The sequence below is a fragment of the Marinomonas transparens genome (genome assembly GCF_016463975.1).
In the GTDB taxonomy this organism is placed as follows: Bacteria; Pseudomonadota; Gammaproteobacteria; order Pseudomonadales; family Marinomonadaceae; genus Marinomonas; species Marinomonas transparens.
This window is the reverse complement of sequence record NZ_JAEMNX010000059.1, coordinates 1-3,508: the sequence shown is the minus strand read 5'-3', so window position 1 is coordinate 3,508 and position 3,508 is coordinate 1. Positions and strand designations below refer to the sequence as shown.

General features: G+C 47.7%; 2 protein-coding genes. Both read left to right on the top strand.

What is annotated here, in order from left to right:
* The coding region (locus I8J31_RS20605; RefSeq protein WP_199470466.1) for a hemagglutinin repeat-containing protein at positions 1-3,083 on the top strand (3,083 nt) is incomplete at its 5' end.
* Positions 3,084-3,085: 2 nt separating this feature from the next.
* On the top strand, positions 3,086-3,343 hold the full coding sequence (locus I8J31_RS20600) for a hypothetical protein (protein WP_199470465.1): 258 nt from the start codon (positions 3,086-3,088) through the stop codon (positions 3,341-3,343).
* The last annotated feature ends 165 nt before the right edge of the window (positions 3,344-3,508 follow it).

Genomic DNA, 3,508 nt, shown 5'->3' with positions numbered 1-3,508 from the left:
CCACGGCCAACACCTGGGCGGGTAGTAATATTAGCGCAGGCGACCTAACGATCAAGGCCGATAAAAATGTGGCGATCCTAGCCAGTGATATTAGCGTGCAAAACGACGTGGATATCCAAGGGGAAAACATCCTAGTGGGTGGGCGTGAAGCCATCATCGACACCACTCAAGACAGTATCACCAAAACCAAAACGGTCACCGCGGGTGTGAGAAACGCCTATGTGGATGCGTACCTCGCGGTTAAAGTGCTGGATGACGCCAAAGACGCGGTGAAAGAAGCTGAAAGCGCGTATAACGACGCCAAGCAACAGGTTGCGGAGGGCAAAATGCCCAAAGGCGACCTAGATTTCTATGAAATCAAACTGAACGCCATGAAAAAGAGCGAAAAATCGGCTGAAATGGCCGTGGTCAGCGCGGCGGCCACTGCAGCGATGAGCTCAGCGACCTATGGCTTTACGGCCACTGCGGGGGCGACCACACAAGAAACGACCAACAGCCGCAGCGCCACACAAGGAAGCTGGAACGGTTCCAATATCCAAGTGGGCAATAATGCGTCTTTTAATGGCGACAACAACCTCACCGTCGAAGGTTCTGCCATTGCGGCGCTAGGCACATTGGAAGCCAATGCCAAAAACATCGACATCAAGGCCGGTAAAAACACCTACACAGAAACCACCAGCAGCCGGAGTAAGGGCGCCAGTGCCAGCGTGACGGCCAGCCTTGGCGGTGGTGTCTCTGGGTCAGTTGGCATTAATACCAGTAAAAGCAACAGTAACAGCGACAGCACCCAGTACACTAACAGTAGCCTAAGTGCCGGTACATTAACGAGCGACAGTGAGCATCTCACCCTTGAAGGCGGTAACCTTTATGGGGATAAGGTGGCGATCAACACCCAAACACTGGACGTGATCAGCCTGCAAGACACAGCAAAAAGTGAAAGCAAAAGCCAAGGGGGGGGGATCAACTTTGGAATGGGGCAGAGTGCTAAGGATGGTGTTACCACAGACTCTTCTTCGATCTCGGTTAATTACAACCAGACGGAAACCAGTTCAGACTACGCCAGCGTCACTCAACAAAGCAGCATTGCCTCAGGCGATCAGGGTTACCAGATTAACGTCACGGGCAATACCAACCTTGTTGGTGGTTTGATCACTTCAACAGATGCCGCTGAAGCCGACGGCAACAACAGCTTTAGCACCGGCACCTTGACCCAGAGCGAGTTAGAAAACCACGCGCAATACAGTGCCTCTAGCGCTGGCATAGACATGAGCCTGAGTACTTCGCAGAAGACAAATAACAACACGGGTGAAGTAGGTGAAAGCGAGGGTGGCTTTGGCAAGTCCATGGGCCGTGGTTCGGATGGCGACAGCCGACAGAGCACCACTCAAAGCGGCATCAATACCGCGAACATCGCCATTACCGACGCCGACGCACAACAACAGTTGACTGGGCAAACAGTGGAAGACGCCATTGCCGACATCAAAACTGCCACCAGCACAGACAGCGCTCAAGAAGACAGCAATGGGCTGCAAAACAACTTCGACCAAGCCGAAGTGGAAGCATTGGTTAACAGCGAACGTGTAGCAACACAAGCGTTGGATCAAACGGTGACGGATATTGGTGTTCTTATTCTTGGTGAACTGGAAGAGCTGGAAGAAAAAAAGGGTCAAATGGACCCCAAAGAGTATGAGAGCCAAAGAAAAACGCTAAAAACCTACGGCTTATTGGTTAGCTCCATCGGTGCCGGATTACTGGCCCCCACCGACAGCGTGGCAGGCAGCTGGGCCGCTGCGGCATCCCCAGTTGTTGCCAATCAAATCGGTCAATACTTCAAAGGCCTTGCTGCCGATAATGACAACGGGCAACTCAGTGGTGGACAAGAAGCGGCTCACAACCTTGCCCACGGTATACTCGCGGCGGCTGTTGCTTCCGCAGGCGGAAACGACGCCCTCACCGCCGGCGTGGCTGCCGCCGGTTCCGAAGCCGCCGCGCCTGCCTTGGCAGAATGGTTGTATGGCAGCTCTAACCCAGATGATTTAAAGGCTGACGAGAAACAAACCCTCACCGCGATACTCGGTGCCGCGTCTACCGCCGTTGGCGCAACAACAGGGAACAGTGCTGATGCGGTAAACGCAGGGTTGGCTGGTGAGAATGCGGTTGAGAATAATTATTTGAGTTATAACGAAAAATCCACACAGATACAGTTAAAACGCCAATTACAACACTGTATTGGGGTATGTACTTTAGAAAAAATACAAGAAATTAAAGATAAGCTTGCTGTGATAGCGTATGTTGATAAGAAACGTGAATTTGATTATGCCCAAGCTTGTGCAGGCTCTGCAAATGAAGATTGCAATAACGAAATGGGTAAAGTAGGTTTGGCTTATCGTAGTTACGGTGAACCAGCTAAAAAAGATGGTGGCTTTTTAAAAGATAAAGAACTTGCAGCTGAACAAAACCACACTCGTAATTTAATGTTTAATGTATCGAGTAATATAGATACAGAGTTTTTAGAGCGTGCTCTTGATAATGCTGATGTTATGGCCGGAGCGTTCAGCTTAGGTGCGCTTAAGCAAGGTCTTAATGGCCTTAAGGCTTTGAATAAAGCTGGTACGGCGCAGGATGTAGATATTAGTTTAAATAATCATAGTGGTGGTAGCACGGGCTCATCTGGTAGTATGGGAGCAGGGTATGTTGATGCAGAAACGGGTCACTCAAATCTTAATGATATACTTGGCATTCAACAAAAAAGAGCATTTGATGAGTTCGGATTCTTTGTTGATGATCTATTGAAATCTGGTTCTACGCCTTTGAATAACGCTGGAGTAACGAAGGCAGGACATGCGCTAGATAAACATGCTAGGAATCAGAGAAAGGGTTCTAGTGAAAGTGTTTTCCCAGAACTTAAAGGAAATAACCAGCAGAGAGCACAGCAAGCACAAAATTTTTTGGATGATATTCTTAATAACCCCAACTCAACAGTTATAAAACTAGGCAGAGGGGGAATAAAGGTCGAGCACCCGAATGGCATGCAAGCATTATTTAACAAAGATGGTTCATTTTCAGGGTTTCAGGAGAGATAGATATGAAGCTTGATGAATTTTCTGATTTTGAAATATTTTTTTTTAGCGATGTCGACTATGAGCAGATGACCGCTCAGGTTGAATATAAGTCTGAGCAAGTCTTTCAAATAACAATGGACGAAGGGATAAAGAATATGAAAGTGATATTCTTTACCGAATTTGTAGATACAGCGTTTAAACCTGAATATAAAATGGGTGATTTTATGGCTGTTTTGAATGCTGCATCTAAGTCGCTATCAGAATACTGGGAAGATGAGTAGCCCACCCTTAGGCGATTTAACAAATTTAGCAGGACATATATGGACGCTCCGGCTAAATCAAGGCCGCACTTAATCGAATCACTCTTTTTAGGGTGATTTTTTGGTTTTCTTATTAACTGATCTTGATCTTTTCTAGTCGATCATCGTTGATGAAGGGTCGTACTG